The organism is Bacillus sp. 0909A (assembly GCF_036765115.1).
Classification (GTDB): Bacteria; Bacillota; Bacilli; order Bacillales; family Bacillaceae; genus Bacillus; species Bacillus mojavensis.
Genome location: NZ_JBAIZU010000001.1, coordinates 559,294 through 577,527, shown reverse-complemented (window position 1 = coordinate 577,527; position 18,234 = coordinate 559,294). Strand labels below are relative to the sequence as shown.

Annotated in this window: 22 protein-coding genes; all 22 read right to left on the bottom strand. The window is 45.0% G+C overall.

Annotation, left to right across the window (positions count from 1 at the left end; all coding sequences use genetic code 11):
- Positions 1 to 117: 117 nt before the first annotated feature.
- Positions 118 to 1,848, bottom strand: coding sequence for a DNA repair protein RecN (recN, locus tag V6D42_RS03090; RefSeq protein WP_333512332.1), 1,731 nt, complete (start codon positions 1,846 to 1,848; stop codon positions 118 to 120).
- Positions 1,849 to 1,883: 35 nt separating this feature from the next.
- Positions 1,884 to 2,333 carry an arginine repressor ArgR gene (gene argR / locus V6D42_RS03085; protein ID WP_010334883.1) on the bottom strand — a complete coding sequence of 150 codons (450 nt, stop codon included), beginning with the start codon at positions 2,331 to 2,333 and terminating at the stop codon, positions 1,884 to 1,886.
- A 96-nt stretch (positions 2,334 to 2,429) separates the two neighbouring features.
- Positions 2,430 to 3,275: a TlyA family RNA methyltransferase gene (locus V6D42_RS03080; RefSeq protein WP_333512331.1), complete on the bottom strand. Its 846-nt coding sequence runs from the start codon at positions 3,273 to 3,275 to the stop codon at positions 2,430 to 2,432.
- Positions 3,272 to 5,173 carry a 1-deoxy-D-xylulose-5-phosphate synthase gene (dxs, locus tag V6D42_RS03075; protein WP_284559274.1) on the bottom strand — a complete coding sequence of 634 codons (1,902 nt, stop codon included), beginning with the start codon at positions 5,171 to 5,173 and terminating at the stop codon, positions 3,272 to 3,274. The genes V6D42_RS03080 and dxs overlap by 4 nt, the downstream gene beginning before the upstream one ends.
- 178 nt (positions 5,174 to 5,351) lie before the next feature.
- On the bottom strand, positions 5,352 to 6,242 hold the full coding sequence (locus V6D42_RS03070; RefSeq protein WP_010334886.1) for a polyprenyl synthetase family protein: 891 nt from the start codon (positions 6,240 to 6,242) through the stop codon (positions 5,352 to 5,354).
- On the bottom strand, positions 6,232 to 6,486 hold the full coding sequence (locus V6D42_RS03065; protein ID WP_010334887.1) for an exodeoxyribonuclease VII small subunit: 255 nt from the start codon (positions 6,484 to 6,486) through the stop codon (positions 6,232 to 6,234). Before V6D42_RS03065 ends, V6D42_RS03070 begins: the two co-directional genes overlap by 11 nt.
- Entirely contained in the window at positions 6,483 to 7,829 is a 1,347-nt protein-coding gene (gene xseA, locus V6D42_RS03060; protein ID WP_284559276.1) for an exodeoxyribonuclease VII large subunit, read from the bottom strand. The genes V6D42_RS03065 and xseA overlap by 4 nt, the downstream gene beginning before the upstream one ends.
- 138 nt (positions 7,830 to 7,967) lie before the next feature.
- Positions 7,968 to 8,819, bottom strand: coding sequence for a bifunctional methylenetetrahydrofolate dehydrogenase/methenyltetrahydrofolate cyclohydrolase FolD (gene folD, locus V6D42_RS03055; protein ID WP_010334889.1), 852 nt, complete (start codon positions 8,817 to 8,819; stop codon positions 7,968 to 7,970).
- An 11-nt stretch (positions 8,820 to 8,830) separates the two neighbouring features.
- Entirely contained in the window at positions 8,831 to 9,226 is a 396-nt protein-coding gene (gene nusB / locus V6D42_RS03050) for a transcription antitermination factor NusB (protein WP_010334890.1), read from the bottom strand.
- A gap of 265 nt (positions 9,227 to 9,491) precedes the next feature.
- Complete coding sequence (gene yqhY / locus V6D42_RS03045; RefSeq protein WP_010334891.1) at positions 9,492 to 9,899, bottom strand: fatty acid biosynthesis protein YqhY; 408 nt, start codon at positions 9,897 to 9,899, stop codon at positions 9,492 to 9,494.
- A 20-nt stretch (positions 9,900 to 9,919) separates the two neighbouring features.
- A complete protein-coding gene (gene accC / locus V6D42_RS03040) occupies positions 9,920 to 11,272 on the bottom strand; it encodes an acetyl-CoA carboxylase biotin carboxylase subunit (protein WP_333512330.1) in 1,353 nt (450 codons plus the stop codon).
- A gap of 11 nt (positions 11,273 to 11,283) precedes the next feature.
- Positions 11,284 to 11,751, bottom strand: coding sequence for an acetyl-CoA carboxylase biotin carboxyl carrier protein (gene accB / locus V6D42_RS03035; RefSeq protein ID WP_333512329.1), 468 nt, complete (start codon positions 11,749 to 11,751; stop codon positions 11,284 to 11,286).
- A gap of 151 nt (positions 11,752 to 11,902) precedes the next feature.
- A complete protein-coding gene (spoIIIAH, locus tag V6D42_RS03030) occupies positions 11,903 to 12,553 on the bottom strand; it encodes a stage III sporulation ratchet engulfment protein SpoIIIAH (protein WP_010334894.1) in 651 nt (216 codons plus the stop codon).
- Positions 12,554 to 13,243 (bottom strand): stage III sporulation protein AG, encoded by a 690-nt coding sequence (gene spoIIIAG / locus V6D42_RS03025; RefSeq protein ID WP_010334895.1) that lies wholly within the window; start codon positions 13,241 to 13,243, stop codon positions 12,554 to 12,556. It lies immediately after the preceding gene.
- A complete protein-coding gene (gene spoIIIAF, locus V6D42_RS03020; protein WP_010334896.1) occupies positions 13,236 to 13,856 on the bottom strand; it encodes a stage III sporulation protein AF in 621 nt (206 codons plus the stop codon). The genes spoIIIAG and spoIIIAF overlap by 8 nt, the downstream gene beginning before the upstream one ends.
- Positions 13,857 to 13,869: 13 nt before the next feature.
- Entirely contained in the window at positions 13,870 to 15,069 is a 1,200-nt protein-coding gene (gene spoIIIAE / locus V6D42_RS03015) for a stage III sporulation protein AE (RefSeq protein WP_010334897.1), read from the bottom strand.
- Between the two features lie 18 nt (positions 15,070 to 15,087).
- Positions 15,088 to 15,489, bottom strand: a complete 402-nt coding sequence (gene spoIIIAD / locus V6D42_RS03010) for a stage III sporulation protein AD (protein WP_010334898.1) — start codon at positions 15,487 to 15,489, stop codon at positions 15,088 to 15,090.
- 7 nt (positions 15,490 to 15,496) lie between these two features.
- A complete protein-coding gene (spoIIIAC, locus tag V6D42_RS03005; protein WP_003153142.1) occupies positions 15,497 to 15,703 on the bottom strand; it encodes a stage III sporulation protein AC in 207 nt (68 codons plus the stop codon).
- A 22-nt stretch (positions 15,704 to 15,725) separates the two neighbouring features.
- Positions 15,726 to 16,241, bottom strand: a complete 516-nt coding sequence (gene spoIIIAB, locus V6D42_RS03000; protein ID WP_024122020.1) for a stage III sporulation protein SpoIIIAB — start codon at positions 16,239 to 16,241, stop codon at positions 15,726 to 15,728.
- Positions 16,235 to 17,158 (bottom strand): stage III sporulation protein AA, encoded by a 924-nt coding sequence (gene spoIIIAA, locus V6D42_RS02995; RefSeq protein ID WP_333512328.1) that lies wholly within the window; start codon positions 17,156 to 17,158, stop codon positions 16,235 to 16,237. Before spoIIIAA ends, spoIIIAB begins: the two co-directional genes overlap by 7 nt.
- Positions 17,159 to 17,233: 75 nt before the next feature.
- Positions 17,234 to 17,515, bottom strand: a complete 282-nt coding sequence (locus V6D42_RS02990; RefSeq protein WP_010334901.1) for a YqhV family protein — start codon at positions 17,513 to 17,515, stop codon at positions 17,234 to 17,236.
- Between the two features lie 144 nt (positions 17,516 to 17,659).
- Entirely contained in the window at positions 17,660 to 18,217 is a 558-nt protein-coding gene (gene efp / locus V6D42_RS02985; RefSeq protein WP_024122022.1) for an elongation factor P, read from the bottom strand.
- Positions 18,218 to 18,234 lie beyond the last annotated feature (17 nt).

Genomic DNA, 18,234 nt, shown 5'->3' with positions numbered 1-18,234 from the left:
TGAAAACCCTTGAAGTCTAGAAAGGGAGGGTACTGTCATTCGTGAGCACCGACGCTTAGACTTGACAACGATTGAGGGTTTGTCAGCACGCTGAAGCTGCTGCGTATATTGCGCAGCTTACCCAGTTGTTTTGACTTGATCCGCTTGTTTTAACAGCTCTTTCGCATGGCGTTTTGTTAAGTCTGTGACTTCGACTCCTGCTATCATGCGCCCGATTTCCGCCACCTTCTCTTGTTTAGTCAGCGGCTTTACACGCGTCGTCGTTCTTCCGTCTTTTAATTCTTTCGCAATGTAAAGATGGGTATCGGCCATGGCTGCCACCTGAGGCAGGTGCGTAATGCAAAGCACTTGTGATCCCATCGATACTTTGTGAATCTTTTCAGCAATAGCCTGAGCGACCCTGCCGCTTACGCCTGTATCTACCTCGTCAAATATAATCGAGGTAACGTCCTGCTGTGAGGAAAAAATGCTTTTAATGGCAAGCATGACCCTTGACAGCTCTCCGCCGGAAGCGACTTTAGAAAGAGATTTCAGCGGCTCCCCCGTATTGGTGGAAATCAAAAACTTCACCAGATCAATCCCTTGTTCAGTGAGCTGAACAGCCTGTCCGTTTACGACAGGCGCTTCCTCACCGCGGGTTGCTGTTCTGACCTTAAACTCCGTATCGAAAGTCGACTTTTCCATATATAAGCTTTTCAGTTCACGATGGATTTCGTCAGCCAGCTTTTTCGCCCATGTTTTTCGAATTCGTGAAACGTTTGCCGCTTCTACTGCAACATCTTTACCAACCGAATCGAGCTCCTGCTTCAGGCTTTGAAGATGGCTGTCTCTGTTTTCAATTTGATCAATCTCTTCTTCAATTTTAGAAGCATATTCTAAAATATCCTCAACGGTTGCCCCGTATTTCCGCTTTAGCTGCTTTATCTCATTAAGACGCGCCTCAATAAAATTCAATCGTTCCGGGTCATATTCTAGCTCATCCAGCATATTTCTCATCTGAAATGTAGCGTCCTCTAGCAGATAGTAAGAGTTCGAAACACTCTCAGAAAGTTTTTGCAGCGGTTCGTTAATATCGGATAAATCTTCAAGCTGAGACGACGCCATTCCGACCCAGTCCAGACCGCCCTGCTCGCTGCGCAGCGCGTTATAAGCATTTTGCAGTGATTCAAATATTTTCTCGAAATTTGAAATTTGCTGGCGCTCTTCTTGCAGCTGCTCATCTTCGTTCAGTTCGAGCTTTGCTGACTCAATTTCTTCAAGCTGAAATTGAATCAAATCAAGCCGGTGCGCCATTTCCTGCTCACTTTCAGAAAGCTGCTTCAACTTTTTAAGCAGCTTCATGTAGCGCTGATAACCTTCCTGATACGCTTGAAGTGCGCTTTCCACTTCGGCTCCCGCAAACTTGTCCAATAGCTGAAGATGATTTTCGTCCTCCATTAACAGCTGGTTATCGTGCTGCCCGTGAATATCTAATAAAAGCCTGCCGATTTCTCTAAGCGACGCAATCGTTACAAGTTTGCCATTTACCCGGCATACGCTTTTCCCGTTCGTGCTGATATCCCTTCTCATGACGATCATTTCATCTGAAACGTCAATCCCCTGTTCAGCACAAACGTCAAAAACGGGATGGCCGCTGTCTAACTGAAACAGCCCTTCAAGCTCGGCTTTTGTTTCTCCATACCTGACAAATTCAGATGAGCCGCGGCCACCGACTAAAAGAGAAATGGCATCTATGATGATGGATTTGCCGGCTCCGGTTTCTCCTGTTAAAACCGTAAGCCCGCGTTCAAAAGAAACCGTCAGTTCCTCAATAATGGCAAAGTTTTTAATCGATAATTCAGCTAACAAACAGCATTACACCTCTTATCTTTGTTAGATTTCCTTTACAGCAGCTCTAGGAGCCGGCTTTTTACGCCGTCGGTATCTTCAGGAGTCCGGCAAATAATTAAAATGGTGTCATCTCCGCAAATGGTCCCCATAATTTCGTCCCAGTCCAGATTGTCCATCAGCGCTCCGATTGCCTGGGCATTGCCCGGCATGGTTTTCAGCACAATCATATGGCTTGCTGAATCTATTTTCACAAAAGCATCCATCAGTGACCGTTTCAGCTTAGACAGCGGATTGAAACGCTGGTCCGCCGGTAGGCTGTATTTATATGAGCCATTATTTGTCGGCACCTTCACAAGGTGAAGCTCTTTAATATCGCGCGAAACCGTGGCTTGTGTGACCTTGTATCCATCCTGCTTCAGCATGTCAACCAATTCATCTTGGGTTTCGATTTCATTGCTTGTAATGATTTCTCTGATTTTGATATGCCTCTGGCCTTTGTTCATGTAAGCACCTCTATTTCCAGCTTATCTGTTCTTATATGGTATATGATTCTCCGCAAAAAGTACATGAATGCAGAAAAAAGGAATAATAGCGCCCTATTATTCCGGTACATCTGCTTTTTTTTCTTTTAACGTCCTATGTGCTTCTTCCACTATGCGGCTGATTTCCTCCTCAGGCAAGCCTGCGCCTTCTTGACCTTCACCCGGCCACTGCAAATGAAGGAGAAATTCAATATTTCCGTCTCCTCCCGTAATTGGAGAAAATGACAGGCCTTTGCAGATATAGCCCTCGCTAGCCGAAAAACTGACCATACGCCGCACAACATCTTCATGCACCTTCGGATCTCTGACAATGCCTTTTTTGCCGACGGATTCCCGGCCTGCTTCAAACTGAGGCTTGACAAGCGCAATACAATCGCTGCCTGGTACAAGCAATGTTTTTAAAACTGGCAGGATCAGCCGAAGTGAAATAAAGGATACATCAATCGTAGCAAACTCCGGCATGCCCTTTGTGAAGTCTGCCGGAGTCGCATAACGAAAATTCGTGCGTTCCATCACAACGACGCGTTCGTCCTGTCTTAGCTTCCATGCAAGCTGATTGTAGCCCACATCCACCGCGTAAGACTGTTTTGCGCCGTTTTGCAGAGCACAGTCCGTAAAGCCGCCGGTGGAGGAACCGATATCAATCATAACTTTCTCCTGAACAGAGACAGGAAATTCTTTCAATGCTTTTTCAAGCTTTAAGCCGCCTCTGCTCACATATTTCAGCGGGTTTCCTTTGATGGTCAACGGAAGCTCGCGGTCAATTTTTTCACCAGGCTTGTCCAAGCGGTTTTCATTCGAATACACAATTCCTGCCATAATGGCTCGTTTCGCTTTTTCCCGCGTTTCCGCAAGCCCTCTTTCCACTAATAATACATCTAATCGTTCTTTCTTAGCCGTCATGATCCAATTCCTTTATGTGTCTTGGGCGGTGCCAGCAATCGAATTCGGTCAGCCACCTGCTGTTTCGTTAATCCTATTTCTTCAAGAAGCGCCGTTACGCTTCCATGTTCTATAAATCGATCCGGTATGCCCATTCTGTCAATCGGCATATGGTACATCCCCTGGTCATGAGCGAATTCTAAAACCGCGCTTCCAAATCCGCCTTCTAAGACCGCTTCTTCAATCGTTAGAATCGGCAAGCCTTCATTTAGTATGTCCTTCATCATCTTTTCATCAATCGGCTTAATGAATCGCGCATTGACGACACGTACGGAAAGGCCTTCTTTTTGCAGCTCTTCAGCAGCTTCAAGCGCCATTTCAATTGTTGTTCCAAATGTTAAGATGACCGCGTCGTTACCCGGACGCAGCACCTCCCACGTGCCGATTGGAATCGTTTTAAGCTGTTCATCCATTTTGACGCCGAGGCCGTTTCCGCGCGGAAAACGCATAGCGATCGGACCGCCGTCATAGCTCAGCGCTGTATGAACCATATGCTGCCCTTCATTTTCATCCTTTGGCATCATTAAGACCACATTTGGAATGTGGCGCATAAACGCGATATCAAATACGCCTTGATGCGTCTCTCCATCTGCACCGACTAATCCGGCGCGGTCGATTCCAATAAACACATTGGCGTTTTGACGGCAGATGTCATGAACAACCTGGTCATATGCACGCTGCAGGAAGGTTGAATAGATAGCCAAAAACGGCTTCATGCCTTGTAATGCCATAGCGGCTGCCATTGTAGCCGCATGCTGCTCTGCAATGCCGACGTCGAACATTCGGTCAGGAAACTCCTGCGCAAAGCCTTCAAGCTTCGAACCCACAGGCATTGCCGGTGTTATCGCCACAATTCGCCCGTCCTCACGTGCCATTCGTTGTACTGTGCCGCTGACAAGGCTGCTCCATGCAGGCGCTGCGGCTTTTGGTTTTACAAAGTCACCTGTATTAATTTTATATGGGCCGGTTCCATGCCACGTACCGGTCGTATCGGTTTCAGCAGGTTTGTACCCTTTTCCTTTTTTGGTGATCACATGCAGCAGGACAGGGCCTTTGGTTTTTTTAGCGTATTGAAGATTTTCAATCAGCTCATGATAAGAATGTCCGTCCACCGGGCCTAAATAAGTAAATCCGAGTTCCTCGAAAAACATGCCTGAGACAAGCATATACTTCAGGCTGTCTTTGACACGTTCTGCCGTAGCGGCAAGCTTGCCCCCAACAGCCGGTATCTTCTTAAACAGGTATTCAAGCTCATCTTTCACCCATTGGTATTTCCCGGCTGTTCGCAGACGTCCGAGCATGGAATGAATAGCGCCGACGTTCGGAGCGATACTCATTTCATTATCGTTGAGGATAACAATCATGTCTTTTTTCTCGTCACCGATATGGTTCAGCGCTTCAAGCGCCATTCCGCCGGTCAGCGCACCGTCACCGATAATCGGAATGATAAACTCATCCGTTCCTTTAATATCGCGAGCGGCCGCCATCCCCATCGCACCTGACAAGGAAGTTGAGCTGTGCCCAGTTTCCCATACGTCATGTTCGCTTTCGCTCCGCTTCGGGAATCCGCAAAGCCCTTTATATTGTCGAAGGGTCTCAAATTCTTTTCCGCGGCCCGTCAGCAGCTTATGGACATAAGACTGATGACCTACATCCCACAAAAACTTGTCTTTCGGGCTGTTAAATTCCTTATGCAATGCAACGGTAAGCTCAACAACACCCAAATTAGGGCCAATGTGTCCGCCAGAAGCCGATAAAGTCGTAATCAGAAACTGACGGATTTCATCACTTAATTTCTCTAATTCATCAATGGACATGTTTTTTAAAAACGACGGGTCCTGTATTGATAAAAGATCCAAAGCGGATCAACTCACTTTCAGCATGAATTTCTGCATTGATATATGTCTTAAATGCCGAGCTGAACTCAGATCATTTCTCAGGCATAAAAAAAGACAAACGCGCTCTTCCTTTTGTTTTTTCATCGAAACTGCTTACATTTTACCATATCTCGTGCAGCCGCTTCAAATAAGGATCGTTTTAGTGGTCTCTTGCCGCAATTAAATCACATAGCTCATACAAAAGGTCTTTTTGAAGGGAGAGACCGCCAATCAAGCGCTTTGCTTCTTCTATGTGACCGTCCAATTTCTTTTTGGCCCCTTCCAGTGACAGAAGTGACGGATACGTTGATTTTTCGTTCGTTGTATCCGAGCCGACACGTTTGCCGATTTTCTCTTCACTGCCTTCTACATCTAAAATGTCGTCTCTGATTTGAAAACCGATTCCAATGTGGCTGCTGAAGGCGCGCAATGTTTCAATTTCTTCCTCAGGCGCATCCGCCAAAATAGCGCCGGCGATGACGCCAAAACCGAGCAGTTTGGCTGTTTTCCGTTCATGAATAGATTCAAGTTCTTCAAGCGTGACCTGACGGTTTTCTGCTTCCATATCGGCGATCTGCCCCCCGACCATGCCCTCGGTTCCCGCCGCTGAAATCAGTTCATTCACAAGACGAAGTCGCTTCTCTGCAGATACCTCGTCTGACACATGGGACGTAATCAGCTTAAAGCTTTCCGTAAGCAGCCCGTCTCCCGCTAAAACAGCCGTGGCTTCACCAAATACTTTATGGTTTGTCGGTTTTCCGCGGCGCAGATCATCATCGTCCATGCAAGGCAGATCATCATGAATTAAGGAATACGTGTGAATCATTTCAACAGCGCACCCGACTGGGATACCGTCTTTTTCACTTTTTCCGTATGCATTCAAAACCGCCAGCACGATGAGAGGCCGCAGCCGCTTTCCTCCGGCCTCAAGGGAATACAGCATAGATTTTTTTAATGAATCCGGGATATTAAGGTTTTCTGTATATACAAAGAGCTGTTCTTCAACCGCTTTTTTACGCTCCGCCAGAAAGCTAGCTAATTTATTTGTCACCTTCGTCTTCCTCCTGAACACTAAAAGGTGCCAGTTCGCCGTCTTCTTTTAAAATGAAGTCCATTTGCTTCTCTACTTTTTGAAGCTTTTCATGGCACATTTTTGAAAGGGCCATACCTTCTTGAAAGTAGTTAATTGCTTGCTCCAGAGGCACATCGCCTTCTTCAAGCTTTGATACAATGCTTTCTAAGCCTTTCATCGCTTCTTCAAACGTCATGTTTTCATTTTTTTTCATGTCTGTCATTTTTCTTCCCCTCTCTTATTTAATACTTCACAGGTCAGCACGCCATCCTTCAGCTTTACCTCCAGCTGGTCTTTCTCTTCTACCTGACTGACGCTTTTTATAAGTTCATCTTCCTTATAAGCCAAGCTGTACCCTCTTTCCATAATTTGAAGGGGACTTAACGCGTTCAGCTTGCCCAGAACAGTTTGAAACTGAGAATGCAGCTGCTTCATTTGGATATTCATATTTTTTTTAAGCTGATTCGTTTGATCCTCATATCGTTTTCTGGCCTGCTTCAGCTGTTCATGGGGATGCAGCGCCTCTAATCTGTAAGTTTCTCGCTCAAGCTGTCTGCTTTTCCGGTCCAAAAGAGCGGTAAGCTGAGCTTGAAACTGCTGGTAAGCAAGGTCAAACTGCTGCTCTTTTTGCTCAAACAGCCGCTTAGGAAAGCGAAATGCATATGAGGATTGAAGTGTTTGAACCCGTTCTTTTTTTTGGTTGAGATGCTGCTGCATTGCTCTTGACATCCTGACTTCCGCCGTTTTCGTCCGTTCCATTAAATCAGTTGTATGCGGCACTGCAATCTCAGCTGCCCCTGTAGGTGTCGCCGCTCTGATATCCGCAACAAAATCACTGATGGTAAAATCCGTCTCATGGCCGACAGCTGAAATGATCGGTATGTTGGAAGCAAAGATCGCACGCGCTACGATTTCTTCGTTAAACGCCCACAGTTCTTCAATTGATCCGCCGCCTCTTCCAACAATTAATACGTCGCACATCTGTTTTTCATTCGCCTCTTCAATGCGCCTAACGATGGATCTGCTCGCATTTTCGCCCTGAACGAGCGCTGGAAGTACAATGACTTTTACAAGGGGATATCTTCTTTTTAGAGTTGTAATGACATCTCTGACAGCAGCACCTGTGGGTGATGTCACAACCCCGATTGTGGCTGGAAATGCGGGGATTTGTTTTTTGTAGCGTTCGTCAAATAAACCTTCTCCGGCTAGCTTCTTTTTTAATTCTTCATACGCTAAATAAAGCGCTCCGACCCCGTCAGGCTGCATTTCTTTTGCATATAATTGATAGTTTCCGCTCGGTTCGTATACGGAAATTCCGCCTCTCACCAGCACTTTCATACCGTTTTCCGGTTTAAAAGGAAGACGCTCGCTCTGTCTGGCGAACATGACTGACTGCATCCGGGCGTTTTCATCTTTTAAAGTGAAATAAATATGGCCTCTCGTGTGTATTTTTACATTCGATAATTCGCCTTTAATCCAAATATTTTCAAGGTGAGGATCTACATCGAATTTTCGTTTTATATACTTTGTCAGCGCTGAGACAGTAACATACGCTGTTTCACCCATGTCTCAAACTCCTCTCGTAAGCATTCCTGCACCATAACTAAAGAAAACCCGCCCTGGCTTAAGGAGCCTGAAGAAGCGGGTATCGTGCTCATTATCCAGAGGCAGTGCTTTGTTCCATCTCTGAATATCTCCAAAGATCTATAATAACGTACGTTTCGCAGATTTAACAGTATTATGCGCAAGCATCGTGATGGTCATCGGACCGACCCCGCCTGGAACAGGTGTAATAAAGGATGCTTTTTCCTTCGCTCCTTCAAACTCAACGTCTCCGCAAAGCTTCCCGCTTTCCAAACGGTTAACGCCGACGTCAATTACGATGGCGCCTTCTTTTATCTGGTCAGCAGTGATAAAGTTGGCTTTACCGACCGCCACCACCAGGATGTCCGCTTTTTTCGTATGTTCAGATATATCTTTTGTTCTTGAATGACAGTATGTCACTGTCGCGTTTTCATTTAATAAAAGCTGGCCGACAGGTTTACCGACAATATTGCTTCGGCCGACTACAACAACCTCTTTACCGGAAAGGTCAATATTGGTTTTTTTCAAAAGCTCAACAATTCCGTGCGGCGTGCAAGGAAGAAATGTATCTTCACCTAATAGCATTTTCCCTACATTTAACGGATGAAAACCGTCTACATCCTTATCAGGAGAAATACGTTCAATCACCGCTTTTTCAGAAATATGGTCTGGAAGCGGAAGCTGAACGAGAATTCCGTGAAACTCAGGGTCTTCATTGTATTTGTCAATAATCGAAAGCAGTTCAGCTTCTGTGAGGCTGCTGTCGAATTGATCAAGCTTAAAATTCATGCCCATTGTTTCTGCCGCTTTTTTCTTTCCCCGCACGTAAGAATGAGAAGCTGGGTCATCTCCGATCAGAATAACCGCCAGGCCGGGAGTGACGCCTTGCTTTTTAAGCTCTTCTACCTCTTTTGCCAATTGTTCGCGTTTTTCTTTTGCCGTTTCTTTTCCGTCGATGATTGTTGCAGTCATTTTCTTTCCTCCTATGATTGTTCAATATCAGATTTAATGTTAGAAAGAACCCCGTTTACAAATTTTGTCGCTTTGTCATCACCAAACCGTTTCGCCAGCTCAATCGCTTCGTTCATGGAGACATTTACCGGAATGTCTTCGGCATATGCCATTTCGTATGCTGCCAGACGCAAAATAGCACGGTCAACATTGGCAATCCGATCCAGTTTCCAATTCACCAGATGTTTCGAAATCATTTCATCCAACTGAATCTGGTGTTCCAATACCCCGTGTACAAGCTGTTCAAAGAAAGGATCTGTCTTTTCTTCATCTAATGCGTGCTCAATGGCTTCATTCACTGCAATATCGCTGACATCAATTTGAAATAGTGCCTGCAAAGCTTTTTCTCTTGCTGTTCTTCTTTTCATTTTCTTTCTCCTTTGATCCTCTTTATCTGCTTGTCGTTAAGCCATAAAGAGATCATAACATATTTTTTTCGTATCCGCATATTGAAATCAAGGTTTTCCGACCCTATTACCGAATATTTTTACAAACCTTTATATGATCATTCGGATTTCACGATCATGAAGAAACTCGGCTGACTTGAGCCGGCTTTCTTCATGCTTTGAAATAAAGGGTAACGTGTAAAAAAACCAAAGGGCCGCCCTCCCCTTGGTTTCCTGTTAAGCCATTTTACATTTCTTCGTCGATTTCGACTTCCTGGGCTTTTGTGTCAAATTGAATGCCGACGATGTGAATATTGATCTCGTTAATTGAAAGAGACGTCATATTTAATAAGGTTTGACGAATGTTTTCCTGAACGGCCGCTGCGACTTTCGGAATAGAAACGCCGAATGCGACAACACAGTAGACATCGATCGTAATTCCGTCATCCGCCAAGTCGACTTTTACACCTTTGCCATGGTTTACTTTGCCGAAGCGCTCGACGACGCCTGTCGCAAAGTTTCCGCGCATTTCAGCAACGCCGTCAACTTCAGAAGCCGCAATACCGGCAATCACCTCAATGACTTCCGGCGCGATCTCAACCTTACCTAAATGCGTGTCTTCATGATCCATCTTAAGCAAGCTGTTGTCTTTCATTCAATTCACCTCCGTAAAAATTATGAGCCCATTACATCATATGTTTCTAAAAATTTCGTATTAAACTCTCCGCTAACAAATGTTTCGTGTTCAAGCAGTTTGATGTGGAACGGGATTGTTGTTTCTATGCCTTCGATGACGAATTCGCTTAGTGCGCGCTTCATGCGGGCAACCGCTTCATCTCTCGTTTTTCCGTATGTGATTACTTTCGCAATCATGCTGTCGTAGTACGGAGGGATGGTATAGCCCGGATACGCGGCTGAATCTACACGGACACCTAAACCGCCCGGCGGCAGATACATTTTAATTTCACCAGGTGACGGCATGAAGTTTTTGTTTGGGTTTTCCGCATTAATTCGGCATTCGATGGCCCAGCCTTCAAATACAACATCTTCTTGCTTGAGGCTGAGTTCCATTCCTGATGCGACTCTGATTTGTTCCTTAATCAGGTCTGTTCCTGTCACCATTTCTGTAACTGGGTGCTCTACTTGAATTCTTGTGTTCATTTCCATGAAGTAGTAGCGCTGTTCTCTGTAGTCATAAATAAATTCAACTGTTCCCGCGCCTGTGTAGCCAACTGCTTTTGCAGCCTTAACCGCCGCTTCACCCATCTGCTCTCTGATTTCTGAATCAAGCGCAGGAGATGGTGATTCTTCCAAAAGCTTTTGAAGGCGTCTTTGAATCGAGCAGTCACGTTCGCCCAAATGAATGGTATTTCCATAATTATCGGCAAGCACTTGGATCTCAACATGACGAAAATCCTCTATGTATTTTTCGATGTAAACACCAGGATTTCCAAATGCAGTTGCAGCTTCCTGCTGAGTAATCTTAATGCCGTTAATCAGTTCCTCTTCGGTGCGCGCAACCCTGATTCCTTTACCGCCTCCGCCTGCGGTGGCTTTTATAATTACAGGATACCCAATTTCATTAGCTAGCGAAACCGCTTCTTCCACATTTTCTATAATTCCTTGTGAACCTGGAACAATCGGCACGCCCGCCTGCTTCATCGTCTCCCGCGCAACGTCTTTTGTTCCCATTTTTGAAATGGCCTCAGCGCTAGGTCCGACAAACGTGACATTTACTTCTTCACATAATTCCGCGAAGTCGGCGTTTTCAGCTAGAAAACCGTAGCCCGGGTGAATAGCGTCTGTACCGGTCAGCTTGGCGACACTTACGATATTTGTAACGTTTAGATAGCTGTCTTTTGATGCTTTCGGTCCGATACAAAAAGCCTCATCAGCCATTTGTACATGCAGGGCATCTTTATCAGCTTCTGAATAAACGGCGACAGTCTCAATACCGAGCTCTTTGCAGGCTCTGATGATTCTGACAGCAATTTCTCCTCTGTTGGCGATCAATAGCTTTTTTATCATGTTAAGTCTCCTTACTCTGCTTTTACAAGAAATAGAGGTTGTCCATACTCAACCAGCTGGCCGTTTTCAACTAACACTTCAACGATTTCGCCTTTTACTTCCGCTTCGATTTCGTTAAATAGCTTCATTGCTTCTACAATGCAAACAACTGTGTTTTCATTTACTTTAGAGCCTGCTGTTACATAAGGACCGGCTTCCGGTGATGAAGAAGCATAAAATGTTCCCACCATCGGTGATTTGATTTGATGCAGGTTTTCATCTTGTTTCGGCGCCTCTTGTGCAGGTGCCGGCGCTGCTTGCTGCGCTTGCGGAGCTGCTGCTTGTACAGGTGCTGCCGGCGCTTGCTGCATCACTTGAACAGTGCCCGTTTCATGTTTTTTCAGTTTTAGGGAAACACCTTCATTTTCATATACGAATTCATCAATTGAAGATTCGTCAATTGTTTTAATCAGTTCGTGGATTTCTTTAATATTTAACATTCAATCGCACTCCTATGTATGAAATTTCTTTTTTATAGGTTACTACTAAAAGTACATACTATGTTTATCTTACAGGAGCGGACTTTTGAATTCAACTCTAATATGACTGGCATACAAAAAGCCCGCGTTTCGGCGGGCGGTTGTTCAATAACTATTTGGAAGGCTCAAATGTAACCGCAACGTCTTTCATCGTTTTAATCTCTTTTGCAACAAGGTCTATGATGGCTGTAGCTTTCGATTTAGAGTGTTTGTCAGATTTGACCGTGATGTTGATTTTGTCTCCTTCCGCATTTACGAGGGCATCTTCATAGCCTTGTGTTTTAATCAGTGTTTCAAGCTGTTTTTCTGTTCCTTCCGCTTCACTGAGGGCTGTCATTTTATCATATGCTTCGCTCTTTTCCTTTGCTGTTGCATCGTCGCTGGATACGATCGCATTCAGTTCTTCCCGTTCTTTGCTTCTGGCATCTTCCAAATCAAGGCGGTATGTTGTGAAGAGATCATCGTCGGCGGTTTCGGTCACAACCGTTCCTTTTTCACTTGCTTCAGCGGAAGTTTCTTTGTCTGAAGAAGAATCTTTCGTACCCTTTGTTCCGTCTTCTTTTTCTGTTTCAGTACCGTTTTTTTCCTTTGTGTCTTCCTTGGCAGGTGTTTTTTCAGTTGCTACTTCACCGCTGTCTGACGGGCTTTTTTCACTTTGCATCTGCACCGCGTTTTTACTTTCAGGTGACATGATATAATAAACACTTAACACCACAACAAGACTGAGCATTGTTAACAGCCAAACAGTTTGTTTTTTGAGCATTTATGAATCCTCCTTTATTTTTTTAGGGGCAACCGCAACCCGGTGGCTTGGAACATCCAGGACCCGTGTCACCGCTTCAATAATGGTTTGTTTTATTTGAACGTTGTCCACTCCTTGAGCAACAACGAGTACACCGCGTATATCCGGTTTTTTCGTTTGAACGACAACAGGTGTTTCTTTATCCCCATTCCTGATCATAACGATTTCTTCCTCTGATGTTTGATCCGTCACGCTTCTGGTTCCGCCTTCTTTGTCAGTTTCTTCAGTTGTTGTATTTTTGCTTGATTTGTTTTTTTCATAAACCTTCAGTGACGTTGCGTCCACATTAACCACAACCGAGACATCCTCCACGCCGATAATGGTTTCAAGAATTTCCTTCAGCTGGTTTTCATATTCTTTTTCGTAATCGCCAATAGAGTTTTTAGGATCATCAGATTTTGAGGCCTTAAACACTTCAGCTGTTTTCTCTTTGCTGTCCGCCGAATCAGCTGATGCCGGTGCTGTTATAGTCTGGGCGTTTTCCGTTTTCTCCGGTGAAGAAAAGAGCTGGCTGACAAGCATAAAGGAGACGCCGAGAACAAAAACGAACAGAAAGTAATGATATTTGGTCAGCTTCGGTTTTTCGCCGTCCTTCGATTGCCCCGGAAGAAACTGCTTTTTCAATACGTTCCATAATCCGTTTTTATTCATTGCCGATCCTCTCCCCGCCTTCCATATGAACCGTAATTTTCTCACTGCCGATTTCCCAGATGTCTGCAAGCTTTCCCTGAATCTGTTTAGCTTCTTTTTGTTCCGCTGTATCTTTTGTGACGTATGCATGATCCGTATTAATGTCGACCGGCGCGACCGTTTGGACCGTTTTTTCAGAAGACGGGGCCATATACACGCTGATTGTTTTGATATCCTCTTCTGAATCTACTTTTTCTCCTGCCGTGATCTTGATTTGGTCTACTTTATATTCGTCATGACTGAACATCTCCTCCGCTTTCTTTTTTAGTTGGACAGCCATTTCTTCTAAAATATATGCGCGCTGGGAAGCTTGTATTTCTATTTTTTTTGAATTGATCTGATTTTTTATTTCTGCAGATTCCGATTGTCCGTTTTTGGTGAGGTATTCAAAGATGACTTCGGGGTCTGTTTTGAAAAGCTTAAAAATTGGAGTAAGCATGACGACGATCAGCAGCAGGCTGATGACCATTTTTGCGTACTTTTGCATGCTGGAGCTCGGCAGCAGCATATCAATGACGATTGCAAATAGGATAAATAAGACGATGCTGGTAAGCCATTCAGTTAGAAAACTCATCCGCCAGCCTCCTTTACTTCATCATCATCGTGAGGTTTCCGGCTGTAATAATGACGGTAAGGCTTAAAAAAAACATGAGAGACACAATGGCGAGAGCCGCAAAAATATAAATGACGCTTTTGCTGATGACATCGAGACAGGTAATGACCGGACCGCCGCCGAGCGGCTGAAGAATCGCGGCTGCCAGCTTGTAAATAAAAGCGAGAGAAAGCACTTTGATTGCCGGGAAAGCCGCAATACAAATCAAAATGGCGACACCTAGAATTCCTACCGTATTTTTCAGCAATAAGGACGCGCTGATCACTGTATCCGTTGCGTCAGTAAACATTCTTCCAAGAACAGGGATGAAGTTGCCGGTAATAAACTTAGCCGTCCTGAGCGTAATGCCGTCTGTCACTGCCGCCGAGGCCCCCTGCACAGAAATGACGCCGAGAAACACAGTGAGAAAGACTGCCAGCGCTCCGATGGCGATATTCCTGAGAAGGTTGGCCAGCTGCGTTACTTTGTACTGTTCTGTCATTGTACTGACAATGCTCAGAATCGCTGATAAGAAAATCAGCGGCATGACGATGTTTTGTATCAGCAGACCGCTCGTATTCATAAGAAAGAGTATAACAGGATGAAAGAAGGCCGCAGATACAGCTCCTCCAGAGGAAGCCAAAAGCGCCAGCAGGAGAGGAATGAGAGCCAAAATAAAACTGGTCATCGTCTGAATCGCCTCCGTCGCATAATTGATCGCTACATGAAAGCTGTTCAGCGCGAGGATAATCAGCACCATATAGACAATTGCGTAGGCAACCTTGCTGACTGTGCTTTGCTGAAATGCATTTTGCAGCAGTTGAAGAATGACGCAGAAAATCGTCAGCAAAATCAACGTGCCGAGAAGCTTTCCATTGGCAAGCACTTCATGAAACAAATAAGAAAAGAGAGCCTTCAGCCATTCTTGCGGTGAAAAGGATTTATCGCCGTTTATAAACTCAAGCAAACTTCCTTTTTGACTTTCCGGCAGCAGGCCGCCGTACTCCGTCATTATGTCATTCCAAAATTCACCGATCTTGTCTGTTTCAAGCGACTCTGCCGTTTTTTCAGCCAATTGCTTCGGCGTTTCGGTATGTTCTTCTGTTTGGACCGAATCGTCTGCAGCTTGTACAGTTTCTGCGCAGCCTAATACGAGCAGCACCGCAAGAACCAACGCCCATTGAAAACGCTTCAATCTGCCGCCTCCTTTCGGTTATGACATGGAAGGTATAAGTCCGAGAATCGTTTCAATAATCACGGTTAAAATAGGAACAGCCATAACGAGAATCAGAATTTTTCCCGCCAATTCTATTTTCGAGGCAATGGCTCCTTGACCGGCATCCTTGGTGAGCTGCGCCCCGAATTCAGCAATATAGGCGATTCCGATAATCTTTAAAATCGTTTCAACATATACCATGTTGACATTGGCGTTGACGGCGATTTTTTCAATCATTCTGATAATGTCGTAGATTTGATCTACCAGATAAAGAAAAATAACACATCCGGCAAATACGATAATTAAAAAGGCAAATGTCGGCTTTTGTTCTTTCACGATCAAAGAAAGGAAGGTGGCGATCAGCCCTAAACCTACAATTTGAACAATGTCAATCTGCAAGCCCCCCCTATCCTTGAAATAAAAACACAGCTTTTATCTTTTTAAAGAGGTCATCCACAATGGTGGCGACCATAAATAAAATATAGATAAAACCTAACAGCGTCACCCACTGGGCGTACTCTTTTTTTCCCATCTGATCCAAAATCGTGTGTAAAAACGCGACCACGATTCCCACTCCGGCAATTTGAAAAATGACATTCACGTCTACTCCCATTTTATTTTTGCTCCCCTCACGTTTACATCAATAGAAGAATGAGTAACAAGCCCGCTAAAAAGCCTAAACTTTTTATCATCTTTTCATTTTTCGCTTGTGCCTGCTCAGCATCCGCTTCCGATGCCTCTAAGTGTGTAAGTGCCAGCTTGATATGTTTTTGCTGTGAGATTCGATCGTGAATCCCGAGCGTCTCGCCGAATTGCTTCAGCACATCATATTCAGCTTTTTTCAGTGACATGTTGTCCCACACTTTCTTTAAGCTTTGCTCCCATGCCGTTTTAGCGGAATCACTGCCTTTTTCCAGCTGTTCGCTAAAACTGAGAAATAGAGCCGAAACAGGCTGCGCAAGCTGTTTTGCGATCTGCTGCGAAGCAGTATGAAGCGGTGTATGGCCGTACATGATTTCTGCCTCAAGGGATTGGAGCGCCGCACGCAGCTGACGGATTTGCCTCGGCCGTTCTGTATAAATTTTCGCCGTCTCGAAACCTGTCCATGTTGTCGCAGCTACTATGAATACAGCGCCTAACAGCTTCAGCATGTCTTCACGTCCCTCGTTCCCGAAAGCACGTTTCCGTCTTTGTCATAAATACGGCTTATCGTACCCGGCCCCTTCGTTCTGGATAATTCCAAATAGCGGTCAAAGGCTTTTTCTTCCCACAGACGCTTTAATGAAGGCCGCTTCATTAGATCAGAAATACTCCAGCCATGCGCGGATACGATGACCGAGACACCGGCATGCAGCGCCTCGAGAAGTGCGTCTGTATCCTCCGCCCTTCCAATTTCATCGACGATAATCACCTCGGGACTCATGGACCGGATCATCATCATCAGCCCCTCTGCCTTCGGACAGGCATCTAACACGTCAATTCTCTGTCCGAATTGATGCTGCGGAATGCCGCGCAGGCACCCGGCAATTTCTGAGCGTTCATCGACGATGCCAGTCTTTACGGGCGCAATGCGGTTCTTGCCGCTGCTCGCAAGTCTGGCAAGATCCCGAAGCAGGGTTGTTTTACCGGTTTGCGGCGGACCGATAATCAATGTATTCAACCAGCCGTTATGATGCAGATAAGGCAGCAGCGGCTCTGCAATTCCGAGCTTTTGCCGGGCAATTCGTATATTAAAAGACGCAATGTCACGGAGACCCTTCACCCCTCCGTTTTCTGTAATGACTCTGCCTGCAAGTCCGACTCTATGACCGCCCCTAATGGTGACATACCCTTTCTTCAGCTCTTCTTCGAGCGTATACATACTATAATTGCTCAGCCGGCTGAGGATCAGATGGGCATCCTCGGCCGTGCCCGCATAGGACAAAAAAAGAGGTTGTCCTTTTCTTATCAGTTCAACAGGGCGGTTAACCCGAATTCTGATTTCTTCGATTTCCAGCCATTGATGTTCCGGTATTTCAGAAAGGGCGTTTTTCATGGATTCAGGGAGAACGTCAGCAATTTCATTCAACAGAGTCTCCTCCTTTCTACCGATCGGCTTCTTTAAAATGTATGATGTGAGGCAGACTTTATGACAAGCCTCTCTTTATTTATGGACACCCGCTAAAATCAACACGACACCCGTAAAAATCAAGATCAGTTTTGCATATGACAGCTGCCCGGCAATTTGGTAGATTCCCACAGTCATGGTAATGATAAAAATCAGCGGACCGACAATAGCAAGAATGCTGTTAACCACAACCGCTTTGCGGACATCATTTGTCACAAGCATCACAATCGCGGCCGTCAGCTCAATCATGGAGGATAAAACTCGCAATCCGGCCATCGTCAAAACAGTAGAATTGATATTTCCAAGAAAAAATTTCATAGCACTCTCCCAACCTCCCATTTTTTTATATGATATGCTCTAGCTTGCGGAAGTAGTCTTGCCATTTTCGTATAAAAGAAAGATTCTGTTTTTGCGTACAAAAAAAAGCCTGCTCCCAATTGGGAACAGGCCTCTTTTTTCTCCTTACGCTCTTGAAACGTAAGAACCATCTGATGTGTTGACTACAAGTGTGTCGCCTTCATTGACAAAGAACGGCACGTTTACAACAAGACCAGTTTCGGTTTTCGCAGGTTTTGTACCGCCTGATGCAGTGTCACCTTTAATACCAGGTTCAGTCTCTACCACTTTCAGCTCAACCGTGTTCGGTAGTTCGATACCGAGTGTTTCATCCTGATACATCATGATGTGTACAGACATATTTTCAAGCAGATATTTTAATTCTTCTTCAATTTGAGTTTCACTCAGTTCAAGCTGTTCATAAGAACTTGTATCCATAAATACGTGCTGGTCTCCGTTCGCATATAAGTATTGCATTGTTTTTGTTTCGATTTGCGCTTTTGCCACTTTTTCACCAGCACGGAATGTTTTTTCCTGAATGGCACCGGTACGCAGGTTGCGAAGTTTAGAACGAACAAATGCCGCGCCTTTACCCGGTTTTACGTGCTGGAAGTCAACAACGCGCCAAATGCCGCCATCCACTTCAATTGTTAATCCTGTACGGAAATCGTTTACTGAAATCATGTTTAATGTCCTCCTAT